This is a genomic window from Laribacter hongkongensis DSM 14985 (genome assembly GCF_000423285.1).
Lineage (GTDB): Bacteria > Pseudomonadota > Gammaproteobacteria > Burkholderiales > Aquaspirillaceae > Laribacter > Laribacter hongkongensis.
Window position 1 is genome coordinate 1 of the sequence record NZ_AUHR01000024.1, and the last position, 15,670, is coordinate 15,670.

A 15,670-nucleotide genomic window follows, 5' to 3' on the forward strand; every position below is an offset into this window, starting at 1 on the left:
CGCGCCGATCGCCATGGAAGACGGCCTGCGCTTCGCCATCCGCGAAGGTGGTCGTACCGTGGGTGCCGGTGTCGTCGCCAAGATCATCAAGTAATTGATATGGTGCCCGTTTTGTGGCACCATATTCAACCCTTAGGCCAGTAGCTCAATTGGTAGAGTATCGGTCTCCAAAACCGAGGGTTGGGGGTTCGAGACCCTCCTGGCCTGCCAAATACAAGACTAACCGGCGCAGTGTCGCCGGTTGGTCTTTTGCTGTATCGGCAAAAGAAAACTGTCCGCATGGAACTGCAAGATAAACTGAAACTTGTGCTGGCCGGATTGCTGGTTGTGGCCGGGATTGCCGGTTACTACTTGGTGCCCGAGTCGCAAACGGTGGCGCGTGTTGCCATGGTGGTTGCCGGGGTGTTGCTGGCTGCCGGGGCTGTCTGGCTGTCTGCGCCGGGCAAGTCTTTCGTGACATATGCGCAGGACTCGGTCGGTGAGGCCAAGAAGGTGGTCTGGCCGACTCGTAAGGAGGCAACCCAGTTGACCGGGTTGGTGTTCTTGTTTGTCCTGGTGCTGGCGCTGTTCATGTGGCTGGTGGATTCCGGCCTGTCATGGCTGTTTTATGATCTGATTTTGGGCCGAGGATAACGTGATGAAATGGTATGTGGTTCACGCCTACTCCGGCTTTGAAAAGAGCGTCCAGAAGGCTCTGAGGGAACGTATCGAGCGTGCCGAGATGCAACACCTGTTCGGCAAGATTCTGGTGCCGGTCGAAGAAGTGGTTGACATCAAGAATGGCAAGCGCACGCTGGCCGAACGCAAGTTTTTCCCCGGCTACGTGCTGGTGGAAATGGAAATGAACGACGACACTTGGCATCTGGTCAAGAGTACGCCGAAAGTCTCCGGCTTCATCGGAGGTACTGCCAACCGTCCGGCACCGATCAAGCCGTCCGAGGTCGATGCCATCATGCAGCAGATCCAGGAGGGCGTGGAGAAACCCAAGCCCAAGGTGTTGTTTGAGGTAGGGCAAAAGGTACGGGTTTCCGACGGTCCGTTTGCAGATTTCAATGGCGTGGTTGACGAGGTCAACTACGAGCGCAGCCGGTTGCGTGTGTCCGTGCAGATTTTCGGGCGCGACACGCCGGTTGAGCTGGAGTTCAACCAGGTCGAAAAGCTGTAAGCGTTCTGGTTTCAATCCGCTGGTCATGTTGGCTGGCGTTTTTTATCGGGCAGCGGAGCTGATAACTCCGCGTTAACGACCCAAATCAGGAGTTTTAATCGTGGCAAAGAAAATTGTCGGCTATATCAAGCTGCAAGTGCCCGCTGGTAAAGCCAACCCGTCGCCTCCGATCGGTCCGGCTCTTGGTCAGCGCGGCCTGAACATTATGGAATTCTGCAAGGCCTTCAACGCCCAGACTCAGGGTGTTGAGCCGGGTTTGCCGATTCCGGTGGTGATCACTGCCTACGCGGACAAGTCCTTCACCTTCATCATGAAGACTCCGCCGGCGACCATTCTGATCAAGAAGGCCGCGGGCGTGCAGAAGGGCAGCCCGAAGCCGCATACCGACAAGGTGGGCAAGCTCAATCGCGCCCAGCTGGAAGAAATCGCCAAGACCAAGCAGCCTGACCTGACCGCTGCCGACATGGACGCCGCCGTGCGTACCATCGCCGGTTCGGCTCGCAGCATGGGCATCGAAGTGGAGGGCGTGTAATGGCTAAGGTTTCCAAGCGTCTGGCTGCCCTCAAGGCAACGGTTGACCGCAACAAGCTTTACCCGGTTGACGAGGCAATCTCGCTGGTGAAGGGGGCTGCTACGGCCAAGTTTGACGAATCCATCGATGTGGCCGTCAACCTCGGTGTTGATCCGCGCAAATCCGACCAGGTGGTGCGTGGTTCCGTGGTGCTGCCGCGTGGTACCGGCAAGAGCGTGCGCGTTGCCGTCTTCACCCAGGGTGCCAATGCCGAAGCTGCCAAGGCAGCCGGTGCTGACATCGTGGGTTTTGAAGACCTTGCCGACGAAGTCAAGAAGGGTAACCTCAACTTCGACGTGGTGATCGCTTCGCCGGACGCCATGCGTATCGTTGGTCAACTGGGCCAGATCCTCGGGCCGCGTGGCCTGATGCCGAACCCGAAAGTCGGTACCGTGACCCCGAACGTGGCTGAAGCCGTGAAGAACGCCAAGGCCGGTCAGGTGCAGTACCGTACCGACAAGTCTGGTATCATTCACGCCACTATCGGTCGTGCCTCTTTCGATGTTGAAGCGCTGCGTGAAAACCTCGGTGCTCTGGTTGATGCACTGCAAAAGGCCAAGCCGGCTGCTTCCAAGGGTGTTTACCTGAAGAAGATCGCAGTTTCCAGCACCATGGGTGTTGGTGTGCGTGTTGATCAGGTGACGCTCGTCGCTCAGGCTTGATCGATATCCGGGTTGTCTGTAAAAGATGGCCCGGTTTGTATTTCCGGACTCGGGTCCGGTGTCGGGAAAGTTTCCGGCAAAAAGAACTTTGGGCTGGTTCCTCGCGGGACCAGATTGTCAAAGACCGTAGGAACCGGATGGTTTAATGACTGCCCGCAGCAGTCTCCTACGCAGATGGTGTACCCGAAAGCAGACGATTCCGCACCTCCGTTCGCGAGGTGCAAGAGATGTCTCCTGCGAAGGTCGCCGTTATGAAAGTGGTTCGTGACCCCGGTTACGAACCGTTTCCTCAACGCTAGGAGGGTAGACCTTGAGTCTCAATCTGGAAGATAAGAAGGCGGTAGTGGCCGAGATCGCAGCGCAAGTTGCGACTGCTCAGACCATCGTGGTCGCCGAATATCGTGGCATTGAGGTGAGCAGCATGACCAAGCTCCGCGCCAAGGCGCGTGAGCAAGGCGTTTACCTGCGTGTCCTGAAGAACACGCTGGCTCGCCGTGCGGTTGCCGATACCCCGTTCGCCGGTCTGGCCGACCAAATGGTTGGCCCGCTGGTCTACGGCATTTCGGAAGATCCGGTTGCTGCCGCCAAGGTGCTGAACGACTTTGCCAAAGTCGACAACAAGATCGTCATCAAGGCAGGTTCCTACGACGGCAAGGTGCTTGGCACCGCCGAAGTGGCTGAGCTGGCTTCGATCCCGAGCCGCGATGAGCTGCTGTCCAAGCTGCTGTTCGTGATGCAGGCCCCGGTTTCCGGCATGGCCCGCGTGCTCGCCGCTGTTGCCGAGAAGAAGGGCGAAGGCGAAGCCGTCGCTGCCTGATTCCACAGATCTACTACCGAATACCCAATACTGGAGATTTAACAAATGGCTATCACCAAAGACGACATCCTCGAAGCCGTTGGCGCGATGACCGTGATGGAACTGAACGACCTCGTGAAGGCGTTCGAAGAGAAGTTCGGCGTGTCCGCTGCTGCCATGGCCGTTGCTGCCCCGGCTGCCGGCGCTGCTGCTGCTGCTGAAGAAAAGACCGAGTTCGACGTGGTCCTGACCGCTGCTGGCGACAACAAGGTCAACGTGATCAAGGTCGTGCGTGCCCTGACCGGTCTGGGTCTGAAGGAAGCCAAGGACATGGTTGACGGCGCTCCGAAGACCGTGAAGGAAGGCGTGTCGAAGGCTGATGCCGAAGCCATGCTGAAGCAGCTGACCGAAGCCGGTGCCAAGGCTGAAATCAAGTAATCGGTAAGCCAATTACCGATCGCAAGGCTGGCGGAGGAATCCGCCGGCCTTATTGCGCTTGTAACCTTCTGTGCCGATCTTTAAAGACTGAACAACGTTGCCGGTCCTGAGTCATCAAACGTCAACATTCAAACGCAGCAGCCAGGCTGTTGACCTTTGATTCCTTGCGCCACCCACCTCGATGGAGACTCTATGAGTTATTCGTTTACTGAGAAGAAGCGGATTCGCAAAAGCTTCGCCAAGCGCGAAACCGTTCTCGACGTCCCATTCCTGCTGGCGACGCAGATCGACTCGTACGCCGACTTCCTGCAGCTCGGCGTGCCGTTCGACCGGCGTGAGAATGCGGGCCTCGAAGCAGCGTTCCGTTCGATCTTTCCGATCCTCAGCAACAACGGTTACGCACGTCTCGACTTTGTCCACTATGTCCTGGGTGATCCGCCGTTCGACGTGCCGGAATGCCAGCTGCGCGGCATTACTTTTGCCGCGCCCCTGCGTGCGCGCATCCGCCTGACCATCCTCGACCGTGAGTCCTCCAAGCCGGTTGTCAAGGAAGTCCGCGAAAACGACGTGTACATGGGTGAAATCCCGCTGATGACCCAGAACGGTTCGTTCATCATCAACGGTACCGAGCGCGTCATCGTCTCCCAGCTGCACCGCAGCCCGGGCGTGTTCTTCGAGCACGACCGCGGCAAGACCCACAGCTCGGGCAAGCTCTTGTTCTCCGCCCGCATCATTCCGTACCGCGGCTCTTGGCTCGACTTCGAATTCGATCCGAAGGACCTGCTCTATTTCCGTATCGACCGTCGCCGCAAAATGCCGGTGACGACGCTCCTCAAGGCGCTGGGTTACAGCGAGGAGCGCATCCTGTCCGAGTTTTACGATACCGACAGCTTCCGTCTGACCCGTGACGGCGTCTACATGGCCGTGGTGCCCGAGCGCCTGCGCGGTGAAGTGGCCAAGTCCGACATCGTGGCTCCGGACGGTCGCGTGCTGGCTCAAAAAGACAAGCGCATCACCGCCAAGACGATCCGTGACATCCAGGCTGCCGGCATCACCGAGATCGAAGTGCCGGCCGACACCCTGCTGGGCAAGGTGCTGGCCAGGACCGTGATCCATCCGGAAACCGGAGAGATCATCGCGCGCGCCAACAACGAAATCACCGAAGAAACGCTGGCCAAGTTTGCCATCGCCGAAATCGAAACCGTCGACGTGCTGTTCGTCAATGAGCTGGATCATGGCGCCTACATCGCCCAGACCATGCGCAGCGATGACGTCAACGACCAGCTGTCGGCCCGCGTTGCCATCTACCGCATGATGCGCCCGGGCGAGCCGCCGACCGAAGATGCGGTCGAGGCCCTGTTCCAGCGCCTGTTCTTCAACGAAGAATCCTACGACCTATCGCGCGTCGGCCGCATGAAGTTCAACCGCCGTGCCTACGCCCATCTGGACGACAAGGCACCGGGCTGGATCAAGCGTTTCTACGAACGCGTCGGCGAGCGTGGCGAAACCGGTCCGGGCACGCTGGACTACGACGACATCGTTGCCGTCATCATGCTCCTGGTGGAAATGCGCAACGGCCGTGGCGAAGTGGATGACATCGATCACCTCGGCAACCGTCGCGTGCGTTCGGTCGGCGAACTGGCCGAAAACCAGTTCCGCGCCGGCCTCGTGCGTGTCGAGCGCGCTGTCAAGGAACGCCTGAACCAGGCCGAGTCCGACAACCTGATGCCGCATGACCTGATCAACGCCAAGCCGGTCAGCGCTGCCATCAAGGAATTCTTCGGCTCCAGCCAGCTGTCGCAGTTCATGGACCAGACCAACCCGCTGTCCGAAGTGACCCACAAGCGCCGCGTATCGGCCCTGGGCCCGGGCGGTCTGACCCGCGAACGCGCCGGCTTTGAAGTACGTGACGTGCACCCGACCCACTACGGCCGCGTGTGCCCGATCGAAACGCCGGAAGGCCCGAACATCGGCCTGATCAACTCGCTGGCCATCTACGCGCGTACCAACGACTACGGCTTCCTCGAAACGCCGTATCGCCGCGTGGTCGACAGCAAGGTGACCGACCAGATCGATTACCTGTCGGCCATCGAAGAAGGCCGCTACGTGATCGCCCAGGCCAACGCCACGCTGAACGCCGACGGCACGCTGGTCGACGAACTGGTGACCTGCCGCGAAAAGGGCGAAACCATCCTCGCCACGCCGGACCGTGTCCAGTACATGGACGTGGCTACCAGCCAGGTGGTGTCGGTCGCGGCTTCGCTGATTCCGTTCCTTGAGCACGATGACGCCAACCGCGCCCTGATGGGTGCCAACATGCAGCGCCAGGCCGTACCGTGCCTGCGTGCCGAAAAGCCGTTCGTCGGCACCGGCATCGAACGCGCCGTGGCCGTCGACTCGGGTACCGCCATTGCCGCCCAGCGCGGCGGCGTGGTCGACTATGTCGATGCCACCCGTGTGGTGATCCGCGTCAATGACGACGAAGCCGTCGCCGGCGAAGTGGGTGTCGACATCTACAACCTCGTCAAGTACACCCGCTCCAACCAGAACACCAACATCAACCAGCGTCCGATCGTGAAGGTCGGCGATGTGGTGGCGCGTGGCGACGTGATTGCCGACGGTGCATCGACTGACCTGGGCGAACTCGCCCTCGGCCAGAACATGACCATCGCCTTCATGCCGTGGAACGGTTACAACTACGAAGACTCGGTGCTGATCTCCGAGCGCGTGGTGGCCGACGACCGCTACACCTCGATCCACATCGAGGAACTGTCGGTGGTGGCCCGTGACACCAAGCTCGGACCGGAAGAAATCACCCGCGACATCCCGAACCTGTCCGAGCGCATGCAGGGCCGTCTGGACGACGCCGGCATCGTGTACATCGGTGCCGAAGTCGAAGCCGGTGACGTGCTGGTCGGCAAGGTGACCCCGAAGGGCGAAACCCAGCTGACGCCGGAAGAAAAGCTCCTGCGCGCCATCTTCGGTGAAAAGGCCAGCGACGTGAAAGACACCTCGCTGCGCGTGCCGACCGGCATGCAGGGCACCGTCATCGACGTGCAGGTGTTCACCCGCGAAGGCATCGAACGCGACAAGCGCGCCCAGTCGATCATCGACGCCGAGCTCAAGCGCTACCGCCTCGACCTGAACGACCAGGTGCGTATTTTCGAAAACGACGCCTTCAGCCGTATCGAACGCCTGATCATCGGCAAGGTGGCCAACGGTGGTCCGAAGCGCCTGCCCAAGGGCACCGCGATTGACCTCGAATACCTCAACAGCCTGCTGTCCAAGCACGACTGGTTCGACATCCGCATGGCGGATGAAGACATCGCGCGCCAGCTGGAGCTGATGAAGGAATCGCTGGCCCAGAAGCGCGTCGAATTCGACGAAAAGTTCGAAGACAAGAAGCGCAAGCTGACCCAGGGCGACGAACTGCCCCCGGGCGTGCAGAAGATGGTCAAGGTGTACATCGCCGTGAAGCGTCGCCTGCAACCGGGTGACAAGATGGCCGGCCGTCACGGTAACAAGGGTGTGGTCTCGAAGATCCTGCCGGTGGAAGACATGCCGTACATGGCTGACGGTACGCCGGTCGACATCGTGCTGAACCCGCTGGGCGTGCCGTCACGCATGAACATCGGCCAGATCCTCGAAGTGCACCTCGGGTGGGCCGGCAAGGGCATCGGCCAGCAGTTCGACAAGATGCTGAAGGCCGAAGCCGCCGTGGCCGACCTGCGCGCCTACATCGAAAAGGTCTACAACAGCGCCGGCAAGCAGGAAGACATTGCCGGCCTGAGCGACGACGAAATCCGCATGCTGGCCGAAAACCTGCGTCGCGGCATGCCGTTCTCGACCCCGGTGTTCGATGGTGCCAAGGAAGAAGAAATCCGCAAGATGCTGGATCTCGCCTATCCGGACGAAGACCCGCGCACGCCGCAACTGGGCTTCAACGGTTCCAAGACCCAGATGACCCTGTTCGATGGCCGCTCCGGCGAAGCCTTCGACCGCAAGGTCACTGTCGGCGTGATGCACTTCCTGAAGCTGCACCACCTGGTTGACGACAAGATGCACGCCCGTTCGACCGGCCCGTACAGCCTCGTGACCCAGCAGCCGCTGGGCGGCAAGGCACAGTTCGGTGGTCAGCGCTTCGGTGAAATGGAAGTGTGGGCACTGGAAGCCTACGGTGCCGCCTACACGCTGCAAGAAATGCTTACCGTCAAGTCGGACGACGTGAACGGCCGGACCAAGATGTACGAAAACATCGTCAAGGGCGAGCACAAGATCGACGCCGGCATGCCGGAATCGTTCAACGTGCTGGTCAAGGAAATCCGTTCCCTCGGCCTCGACATCGACCTCGAACGTTACTGACCCGTGAGTAGTGGGGCGGGTGTCAAGATGACACCCGCACCTGCGCCTCACTTCTCACCGGAGAAGACATGAAAGCTCTGCTCGACCTCTTCAAGCAAGTCACGCAAGAAGAAGAATTCGACGCGATCAAGATCGGCATCGCGTCGCCGGATACCATCCGTGCCTGGTCTTTTGGCGAAGTCAAAAAGCCCGAGACCATCAACTACCGTACCTTCAAGCCGGAACGGGACGGCCTGTTCTGCGCCCGCATCTTCGGCCCGATCAAGGACTACGAGTGCCTGTGCGGCAAGTACAAGCGTCTCAAGCACCGCGGCGTGATCTGCGAAAAGTGCGGCGTTGAAGTCACCCTGTCGAAAGTGCGCCGTGAGCGCATGGGTCACATCGACCTCGCCTCGCCGGTGGCCCACATCTGGTTCCTGAAGTCGCTGCCGTCGCGTCTGGGCATGGTGCTCGACATGACCCTGCGCGACATCGAACGCGTGCTGTACTTCGAAGCCTACGTGGTGACCGAGCCGGGCATGACTCCGCTCAACCGCAAGCAGTTGCTGACCGAAGAGGACTACCTCAACAAGCTCGAAGAGTACGGTGACGAATTCGAAGCCCTGATGGGTGCCGAAGGCGTGCGCGCACTCCTCAAGAGCCTGGCGCTCGACAGCGAGGTGGAAACCCTGCGTGCCGAACTCGACGCCACCAATTCGGAAACCAAGATCAAGAAGATCGCCAAGCGCCTCAAGGTGCTCGAGGCCTTCCAGCGCACCGGCATCAAGCCGGAATGGATGATCCTCGAAGTGCTGCCGGTGCTGCCGCCGGAGCTGCGCCCGCTGGTGCCGCTGGATGGGGGCCGCTTTGCGACCTCCGACCTGAACGACCTCTACCGTCGCGTCATCAACCGCAACAACCGTCTCAAGCGGCTGCTGGAACTGCGCGCACCGGAAATCATCGTGCGCAACGAAAAGCGCATGCTGCAGGAATCGGTGGATTCGCTGCTCGACAACGGTCGTCGCGGCAAGGCCATGACCGGTGCCAACAAGCGTCCGCTGAAGTCGCTGGCCGACATGATCAAGGGCAAGGGCGGCCGCTTCCGCCAGAACCTGCTGGGCAAGCGCGTCGACTACTCCGGTCGTTCCGTGATTACCGTGGGTCCGACCCTGCGCCTGCACCAGTGCGGCCTGCCGAAGAAAATGGCGCTTGAGCTCTTCAAGCCGTTCATTTTCCACAAGCTGGAAGTGCTGGGCCTCGCCACCACCATCAAGGCGGCCAAGAAGCTGGTCGAGCAGGAAGTGCCGGAAGTGTGGGACATCCTTGAGGATGTCATCCGCGAACATCCGGTCATGCTCAACCGCGCACCGACCCTGCACCGTCTGGGTATCCAGGCATTCGAACCGGTGCTGATCGAAGGCAAGGCCATCCAGCTGCACCCGCTGGTATGTACCGCCTTCAACGCCGACTTCGACGGTGACCAGATGGCCGTCCACGTGCCGCTGTCGCTGGAGGCGCAGATGGAAGCCCGCACCCTGATGCTGTCTTCCAACAACGTGCTGTCGCCCGCCAACGGCGAGCCGATCATCGTGCCGTCGCAGGATATCGTGCTGGGTCTTTACTACATCACCCGAGACAAGATCAACGGTCGCGGCGAAGGCATGACCTTCTCCGACGTAGGTGAAGTCAGCCGTGCCTACGAAACCCGCCAGGTCGAACTCGGCACCCGCATCACCGTGCGTCTGGTCGAGTGGGAAAAGGACGAGCAGGGCGAATTCCAGCCGGTGCTGCGCCGTGTGCAAACCACCGTTGGCCGTGCACTGCTGTCGGAAATCCTGCCCAAGGGCCTGCCGTTCGAGCACATCAACAAGGCGCTGAAGAAAAAGGAAATTTCCAAGCTCATCAACGTCTCGTTCCGTCGCTGCGGCATCAAGGACACCGTGGTGTTCGCCGACCAGCTGATGTACACCGGTTTCAGCTACTCGACCCGTGGCGGCATCTCGATCTGCGTCGATGACATGCTGATCCCGACCAACAAGGGCGAACTGCTGGCCGAGGCCCAGAACGAGGTCAAGGAAATCGAAGAGCAGTACCGCCAGGGTCTGGTGACCCAGGGCGAGCGCTACAACAAGGTGGTGGACATCTGGGGCAAGTGCGGCGACAAGGTCGCCAAGGCCATGATGGACCAGCTCAAGACCCAGAAGGTCATCGACCGCGAAGGCAAGGAAGTCGACCAGGAATCCTTCAACTCGATCTACATGATGGCCGACTCCGGTGCCCGGGGTAGCGCGGCACAGATCCGCCAGCTGGCCGGCATGCGGGGCCTGATGGCCAAGCCGGACGGCTCGATCATCGAAACGCCGATTACCGCGAACTTCCGCGAAGGCCTGACGGTGTTGCAGTACTTCATCTCGACCCACGGTGCCCGCAAGGGTCTGGCCGATACCGCGCTGAAGACCGCCAACTCCGGTTACCTGACCCGTCGTCTGGTCGACGTGACCCAGGATCTGGTAGTGATCGAAACCGATTGCGGCACCAGCAACGGCGTCGTGATGAAGGCAGTGGTACAGGGTGGTGACGTGGTCGAAGCCCTGCGTGACCGCATCCTCGGTCGTGTGGCCGCGATTGACGTCGTCAACCCGGCGACCGGCGAAACCGTGATCGAATCGGGCAGCCTGTTCGACGAACAGCTCGTCGACCTGGTTGACCAGCTCGGCATCGACGAAGTCAAGGTGCGCACGCCGATCACCTGCGAAACCCGCTACGGCCTGTGCGCCAAGTGCTACGGTCGTGACCTGGGTCGCGGCAAGCTCGTCAACACGGGCGAAGCCGTCGGCGTCATCGCCGCCCAGTCGATCGGTGAACCGGGTACGCAGCTCACCATGCGGACCTTCCACATCGGTGGTGCCGCCTCGCGTAATGCGGCGGCCAGCCAAGTGGAATCGAAGTCCAACGGTGTGATCAGCTTCTCGAGCCAGATGCGCTACGTCAAGAACGACAAGGGCGAACTGGTCGTGATCGCACGTTCCGGCGAGGTGGTGGTGCACGAAGAGCTGCCTGACGGCCGTACCGGTCGCGAGCGCGAGCGCCACAACATTCCGTACGGCGCCACGCTGCTGGTGACCGACAGCCTGTCGATCAAGGCCGGTACCGTGCTGGCGACTTGGGACCCGCACACCCGTCCGATCATCACCGAATACGGTGGCCGCGTCCGCTTCGAAAACGTCGAGGAAGGCACGACCGTCGCCAAGCAGGTGGACGATGTGACCGGTCTGTCGACCCTCGTGGTGATCGACCCGAAACGTCGTGGCTCGGCTTCCAAGGTGCTGCGTCCGCAGGTCAAGCTGCTGGACGAAAACGGCCTCGAAGTGAGGCTGGCCGGTACCGATACGCCGGTGAACATCACCTTCCAGGTCGGCGCCATCATCACGGTGCGTGATGGTCAGGAAGTGGGCGTCGGCGAAGTGCTGGCCCGTATTCCGCAGGAAACCTCGAAGACCCGCGACATTACCGGTGGTCTGCCGCGCGTGGCCGAGCTCTTCGAAGCCCGCTCGCCGAAGGATGCCGGCATGCTGGCCGACGTGACCGGTACCGTGTCGTTCGGCAAGGACACCAAGGGCAAGCAGCGCCTGGTGATCACCGACCTGGAAGGCATTGCGCACGAAACGCTGATCCCGAAGGAAAAGCACGTGCTGGTACACGACGGTCAGGTGGTGAACCGCGGCGAACTGATCGTCGACGGTCCGGTCGATCCGCACGACATCCTGCGTCTGCAGGGTATCGAGGCGTTGTCGCGCTACATCGTGCAGGAAGTGCAGGAGGTCTACCGCCTGCAAGGCGTGAAGATCAACGACAAGCACATCGAGGTGATCATCCGCCAGATGCTGCGTCGCGTGATCATCAACGATGCCGGCAACACCGACTTCATCGTGGGTGAACAGGTCGAGCGTTCCGAGGTGTACGACGTCAACGACCGCATGGCTGCGGACAGCAAGGAAGCTGCCCGCTTCGATAACGTGCTCCTCGGCATCACCAAGGCCTCGCTGTCGACCGACTCGTTCATCTCGGCGGCGTCGTTCCAGGAGACCACCCGCGTGCTGACCGAAGCCGCCATCATGGGCAAGAAGGACGACCTGCGCGGCCTGAAGGAAAACGTGATCGTGGGCCGCCTGATCCCGGCCGGAACCGGTCTGGCCTATCACAAAAACCGGCATCGCCAGAGCCAGATCAATGATCTGCTGACCGGTGATGCCATGACCGCCAGCCCGGACGGTCAGGCGCACTCGGCGTTCTAAGGCAAAAAACGCCGACGCCCCAACGGGTTAGCCCGCTGGGGCGTCGGTGCTTGCGTTGACGTCTGCCCGATGGCTCCCCTATAATCCGGCGTCTTTTTGGCGGCATGTTGCCGCCGTTGACACTTTAGGAACCTTAAAGTATGCCAACCATCAACCAGCTCGTCCGTAAAGGACGTCTCGCCATCAAGGCGAAAAGCAAGGTGCCGGCGCTTGAAGCCTGCCCGCAGAAGCGCGGTGTCTGCACCCGCGTGTACACCACCACGCCGAAGAAGCCGAACTCGGCTCTGCGTAAGGTGTGCAAGGTGCGCCTGACCAACGGCTTCGAAGTGATTTCGTACATCGGCGGTGAAGGCCACAACCTGCAGGAACACAGCGTCGTGCTGATCCGCGGCGGTCGTGTGAAGGACTTGCCGGGTGTGCGTTACCACACCGTGCGCGGTTCGCTGGATACCGCCGGCGTGAAGGACCGCAAGCAGTCCCGTTCGAAGTACGGCGCTAAGCGTCCGAAGTAATCGGGTTTGCTGGAACGGCACTCCTCTGTGGAGGCCGGAGTAAGTGGTCATCCTGCTGGGTGATCGCGGGCGGAAAACCGCTCAACTGAACAATTATCGAGGTTGTTATGCCAAGACGTAGAGAAGTCCCCAAGCGCGACGTATTGCCGGATCCGAAGTTCGGTAGCGTCGAGCTGTCCAAGTTCATGAACGTCGTGATGATCGACGGCAAGAAGGCTGTTGCCGAACGCATCGTCTACGGCGCCTTGGCGCAAGTCGAGAAAAAGACCGGCAAGAACCCGATCGAAGTGTTCTCGACCGCCATTGCCAATGCCAAGCCGGTGGTGGAAGTGAAATCCCGCCGCGTGGGTGGTGCCAACTACCAGGTTCCGGTTGAAGTCCGCCCGGCACGCCGTCTGGCTCTGGCAATGCGCTGGCTGCGCGAAGCCGCTCGCAAGCGCGGCGAAAAGTCGATGGATCTGCGTCTGGCTGGTGAATTGCTCGATGCGGCCGAAGGCCGTGGCGGCGCAATGAAAAAGCGCGACGAAGTCCACCGCATGGCCGAAGCGAACAAGGCGTTCTCGCACTTCCGCTTCTAATGTTCTTTGTTTGCTGAAAAGGTTTTGGCTGTGGCTAGAAAAACCCCCATTGAGCGCTACCGCAACATCGGTATTTCCGCTCACATCGACGCCGGTAAGACGACGACGACCGAACGCATCCTGTTCTACACCGGTGTGAACCACAAGATCGGTGAAGTGCACGACGGTGCTGCCACCATGGACTGGATGGAGCAGGAACAGGAACGCGGTATCACCATTACCTCGGCTGCGACCACCACCTTCTGGAAGGGGATGAGCCTGCAGTTCCCGGAACACCGCTTCAACATCATCGATACCCCGGGGCACGTGGACTTCACCGTTGAGGTGGAGCGTTCCATGCGCGTGCTGGACGGTGCCGTGATGGTGTACTGCGCGGTGGGCGGCGTTCAGCCGCAGTCCGAAACCGTGTGGCGTCAGGCCACCAAGTACAAGGTGCCGCGTCTGGCGTTCGTCAACAAGATGGACCGCCAGGGTGCGAACTTCTTCCGCGTGGTCGAGCAGATGCAGACCCGCCTGCGCGCCAATCCGATTCCGGTCGTGGTGCCGATCGGCGCCGAAGACGGTTTCGAAGGCGTGGTCGATCTCCTGAAGATGAAAGCCATCATTTGGGACGAAGCCAGCCAGGGCATGAAGTTCGAATACGGTGACATTCCGGCCGACCTCGAGTCCGTGGCCCAGGAATGGCGCGAAAAAATGGTCGAGGCAGCTGCCGAGGCCAGCGAAGAGTTGATGAACAAGTACCTGGAAGAGGGCGAGCTCTCGGAAGAGGAAATCATCGGCGGTCTGCGTACCCGTACCCTGAACTGCGAAATCCAGCCGATGCTGTGCGGTACCGCGTTCAAGAACAAGGGTGTGCAGCGCATGCTGGACGCCGTGATCGAACTGCTGCCGTCGCCGATCGACGTGCCGCCGATCACCGGTGAAGAAGACGGCCAGCCGGCCATTCGTCCGGCTTCGGACGAAGCTCCGTTCTCGGCTCTGGCATTCAAGCTGATGAACGACCCGTACGTGGGTCAGCTGACCTTCTTCCGTGCCTACTCCGGCGTGGTCAGCTCGGGTGACACCGTGCTGAACTCGGTGAAGGACAAGAAGGAACGCATCGGCCGTATCGTGCAGATGCACGCCAACGACCGCAAGGAAATCGACGAAGTGCGTGCCGGCGACATCGCCGCTGCCATCGGCCTGAAGGATGTCACTACCGGTGAAACCCTGTGTGCCGTTGATGCGCCGATCATTCTGGAACGCATGGAATTCCCGGAGCCGGTGATTCACGTTGCCGTTGAACCGAAGACCAAGGCCGACCAGGAAAAGATGGGCATCGCCCTCGGCCGCCTCGCTCGCGAAGATCCCTCGTTCCGCGTCCGTACCGACGAAGAATCCGGCCAGACCATCATTTCGGGCATGGGTGAACTCCACCTCGAAATCATTGTCGACCGCATGAAGCGTGAATTCGGCGTGGAAGCCAACGTGGGTGCTCCGCAAGTGGCTTACCGCGAAACCATCACCAAGACCGTGACCGATGTTGACGGCAAGCACGTCAAGCAGTCTGGCGGCAAGGGTCAGTACGGTCACTGCGTGATCACGCTGGAACCGTCCGGTGAAGGCAAGGGCTACCAGTTCTTCGACGAAATCAAGGGTGGCGTGATTCCGCGCGAATTCATCCCGTCGGTGGACAAGGGGATCCAGAACACCCTCAACAACGGTATTCTGGCCGGCTTCCCGGTGGTTGACGTGACCGTGCGCCTGACCTTCGGTTCCTACCACGACGTTGACTCGTCGCAGATCGCCTTTGAACTGGCCGGCTCGATGGCCTTCAAGGAAGCCATGCGCCGTGCCAGCCCGGTCATCCTTGAACCGATGATGGCTGTCGAAGTGGAAACCCCGGAAGAGTACATGGGTGACGTGATGGGTGACCTGTCCCGCCGACGCGGTATTGTCCAGGGCATGGATGACGACGGTCTTGGTGGCAAGAAGGTTCGCGCCGAAGTGCCGCTGGCTGAAATGTTCGGCTACTCGACCGACCTGCGTTCTGCTACCCAAGGTCGTGCGACCTACTCCATGGAGTTCAAGCACTACTCGGAAGCGCCGCGCAACGTCGCCGAAGCCGTGATGGCTGCCCGCAAGTAATTTTCAAGGGCCGGTTCTGGCCGGCCCGCTCTTTCTGATCTTTAGAGACAAGGATTTAGCAAAATGGCTAAGGAAAAGTTCGAACGTACCAAGCCGCACGTGAACGTCGGTACCATCGGCCACGTTGACCACGGCAAGACCACGCTGACTGCTGCGATCACCACCATTCTGTCGAAGAAATTCGG

General features: G+C 60.5%; 13 protein-coding genes and 1 tRNA gene. All 14 read left to right on the plus strand.

The window, feature by feature from the left end; all coding sequences use genetic code 11:
• Positions 1 to 94, plus strand: a 94-nt coding sequence (locus tag G542_RS18160) for an EF-Tu C-terminal domain-related protein (RefSeq protein ID WP_211218841.1), incomplete at its 5' end; no start/stop codon positions are given.
• Between the two features lie 40 nt (positions 95 to 134).
• Positions 135 to 210 (plus strand) — tRNA-Trp (locus tag G542_RS0113440).
• Between the two features lie 69 nt (positions 211 to 279).
• Entirely contained in the window at positions 280 to 633 is a 354-nt protein-coding gene (gene secE / locus G542_RS0113445) for a preprotein translocase subunit SecE (RefSeq protein ID WP_012695730.1), read from the plus strand.
• A 4-nt stretch (positions 634 to 637) separates the two neighbouring features.
• Positions 638 to 1,165, plus strand: coding sequence for a transcription termination/antitermination protein NusG (gene nusG, locus G542_RS0113450; protein ID WP_012695731.1), 528 nt, complete (start codon positions 638 to 640; stop codon positions 1,163 to 1,165).
• Between the two features lie 100 nt (positions 1,166 to 1,265).
• Entirely contained in the window at positions 1,266 to 1,697 is a 432-nt protein-coding gene (gene rplK / locus G542_RS0113455) for a 50S ribosomal protein L11 (protein ID WP_027824377.1), read from the plus strand.
• Complete coding sequence (rplA, locus tag G542_RS0113460; protein WP_012695733.1) at positions 1,697 to 2,398, plus strand: 50S ribosomal protein L1; 702 nt, start codon at positions 1,697 to 1,699, stop codon at positions 2,396 to 2,398. Before rplK ends, rplA begins: the two co-directional genes overlap by 1 nt.
• A 310-nt stretch (positions 2,399 to 2,708) precedes the next feature.
• Positions 2,709 to 3,215 carry a 50S ribosomal protein L10 gene (gene rplJ, locus G542_RS0113465; protein WP_012695734.1) on the plus strand — a complete coding sequence of 169 codons (507 nt, stop codon included), beginning with the start codon at positions 2,709 to 2,711 and terminating at the stop codon, positions 3,213 to 3,215.
• 45 nt (positions 3,216 to 3,260) lie between these two features.
• Positions 3,261 to 3,632: a 50S ribosomal protein L7/L12 gene (rplL, locus tag G542_RS0113470; protein ID WP_012695735.1), complete on the plus strand. Its 372-nt coding sequence runs from the start codon at positions 3,261 to 3,263 to the stop codon at positions 3,630 to 3,632.
• 192 nt (positions 3,633 to 3,824) lie between these two features.
• The gene (rpoB, locus tag G542_RS0113475) at positions 3,825 to 7,994 is read left to right on the plus strand and encodes a DNA-directed RNA polymerase subunit beta (protein WP_012695736.1); all 4,170 of its coding nucleotides are present in this window, start codon (positions 3,825 to 3,827) and stop codon (positions 7,992 to 7,994) included.
• A gap of 68 nt (positions 7,995 to 8,062) precedes the next feature.
• On the plus strand, positions 8,063 to 12,268 hold the full coding sequence (rpoC, locus tag G542_RS0113480; RefSeq protein WP_027824378.1) for a DNA-directed RNA polymerase subunit beta': 4,206 nt from the start codon (positions 8,063 to 8,065) through the stop codon (positions 12,266 to 12,268).
• 140 nt (positions 12,269 to 12,408) lie between these two features.
• Complete coding sequence (gene rpsL, locus G542_RS0113485; protein WP_012695738.1) at positions 12,409 to 12,780, plus strand: 30S ribosomal protein S12; 372 nt, start codon at positions 12,409 to 12,411, stop codon at positions 12,778 to 12,780.
• Positions 12,781 to 12,887: 107 nt separating this feature from the next.
• A complete protein-coding gene (gene rpsG / locus G542_RS0113490; RefSeq protein ID WP_012695739.1) occupies positions 12,888 to 13,358 on the plus strand; it encodes a 30S ribosomal protein S7 in 471 nt (156 codons plus the stop codon).
• A 30-nt stretch (positions 13,359 to 13,388) separates the two neighbouring features.
• The gene (gene fusA / locus G542_RS0113495) at positions 13,389 to 15,485 is read left to right on the plus strand and encodes an elongation factor G (RefSeq protein WP_027824379.1); all 2,097 of its coding nucleotides are present in this window, start codon (positions 13,389 to 13,391) and stop codon (positions 15,483 to 15,485) included.
• Between the two features lie 63 nt (positions 15,486 to 15,548).
• A partial coding sequence (locus tag G542_RS17020; RefSeq protein ID WP_034985951.1) for a GTP-binding protein occupies positions 15,549 to 15,670 on the plus strand: 122 nt, incomplete at its 3' end.

Coding starts and splice junctions, on each gene's coding strand:
- secE (WP_012695730.1), top strand. CDS start 280: ATGGAACTGCAAGATAAACTGAAACTTGTGCTGGCCGGATTGCTGGTT.
- nusG (WP_012695731.1), top strand. CDS start 638: ATGAAATGGTATGTGGTTCACGCCTACTCCGGCTTTGAAAAGAGCGTC.
- rplA (WP_012695733.1), top strand. CDS start 1,697: ATGGCTAAGGTTTCCAAGCGTCTGGCTGCCCTCAAGGCAACGGTTGAC.
- rplL (WP_012695735.1), top strand. CDS start 3,261: ATGGCTATCACCAAAGACGACATCCTCGAAGCCGTTGGCGCGATGACC.
- rpoB (WP_012695736.1), top strand. CDS start 3,825: ATGAGTTATTCGTTTACTGAGAAGAAGCGGATTCGCAAAAGCTTCGCC.
- rpoC (WP_027824378.1), top strand. CDS start 8,063: ATGAAAGCTCTGCTCGACCTCTTCAAGCAAGTCACGCAAGAAGAAGAA.
- rpsL (WP_012695738.1), top strand. CDS start 12,409: ATGCCAACCATCAACCAGCTCGTCCGTAAAGGACGTCTCGCCATCAAG.
- rpsG (WP_012695739.1), top strand. CDS start 12,888: ATGCCAAGACGTAGAGAAGTCCCCAAGCGCGACGTATTGCCGGATCCG.